Annotated in this window: 2 protein-coding genes; both read right to left on the bottom strand. The window is 71.5% G+C overall.

What is annotated here, in order from left to right:
• Window positions 1-30: 30 nt before the first annotated feature.
• On the bottom strand, window positions 31-378 hold the full coding sequence (locus AC1D01_RS36230) for a hypothetical protein (RefSeq protein ID WP_477874581.1): 348 nt from the start codon (window positions 376-378) through the stop codon (window positions 31-33).
• A 28-nt stretch (window positions 379-406) separates the two neighbouring features.
• Window positions 407-1,006, bottom strand: a complete 600-nt coding sequence (locus tag AC1D01_RS36225) for a hydrolase (RefSeq protein ID WP_477874579.1) — start codon at window positions 1,004-1,006, stop codon at window positions 407-409.
• Between the last annotated feature and the right edge of the window lie 18 nt (window positions 1,007-1,024).

Genomic DNA, 1,024 nt, shown 5'->3' with positions numbered 1-1,024 from the left:
CGACAGGCTCAGGGCGAACGGGGGTTCAGTTCAGGACAGCGTCGAACGAGGAGGGGCGCGGCTCAGGTAGGCCGGCTCGAAGCGCGCATCCCGCGCGGTGACCGGCGCGGCCGCAGCCAACTCGAAGCGGGCCGACGAGCCGGTGGGTGTCGCCACCTGCGGCGTGGCCGGGTGGTCGAGTTGAGCGAAGGCCAGGCACTGCGCGCATAGCGCGTCGATGTCAGTCGCTTGGGCCGAACTCGCGTGGGACGAGGCCGCCGCCAGCGATGGCCGCTGGTGCTCCATCGCGTGCCCCAGCACGTGCAGCACCGCCTGCTGCTGGCTGAACACCAGCAGCAGCGCGAGCAGGACGCGCCAGGCGACACGGGAAGCGAACATGGCCGACAGTATGACGGCGCCTTGAATGTCAGGCCATGTCGTTCGGTGTCGCGAGGATCTGCGCCGTGCGCCGCACGTGGCCGAGCCGCGGCATCACGTACTGCATCGACGCGAGGTGCGGCTCGGCGAGCGGCGCGCTGCAGGCGTCCTCGGCGATCAGCAGCTGGTAGCCGAGCTCCCAGGCCGCGCGCGCCGTGCCTTCGACGCCGATGTGCGTGACGATGCCGCCCAGCACCAGCGTCGCGATGCCGCGCCGGCGCAGTTGCAGGTCGAGCTCGGTGCCGTGGAAGGCATTCCACTGGCGCTTGACGATCTGCAGGTCGCCGGGCGCGCTTGGCAGCGAGGCCGGGTCGTCCCACCAGTTCGCCGGCAACTCGCCGGGCGGCAAGGGCGCGGGCTGGTCGGTGGTCTGCGTCAGCAGCTCGGGGAAGCCGGCGTGCCAGCCGACCTTCACGCGCACGACGAGCGCGTTCAGCGCGTGGAAGCGATCGGCCAGCGCCGCGGCGTTCGCGAGCACCGTGGCGCTGTCGTGCGGGGCGCGGCCGAAGCCGGTGTTGCCTTGCTGCAGGGCGATCAGCCCGTGGGCGGTGCGGGCGGGGTCAAGTGGCGTGGAGTCTAGTGATTGCATGGGGTCGTTCAGTGGCTT

This window comes from Rhizobacter sp. P3_B12 (genome assembly GCF_056402895.1).
The sequence above is the reverse complement of the archived record's forward strand: the minus strand, read 5'-3'. Positions and strand labels throughout refer to the sequence as shown.

Excerpts from the sequence above, each read along its gene's own strand:
- AC1D01_RS36230 (WP_477874581.1), bottom strand. The coding sequence starts at position 378 with ATGTTCGCTTCCCGTGTCGCCTGGCGCGTCCTGCTCGCGCTGCTGCTG.
- AC1D01_RS36225 (WP_477874579.1), bottom strand. The coding sequence starts at position 1,006 with ATGCAATCACTAGACTCCACGCCACTTGACCCCGCCCGCACCGCCCAC.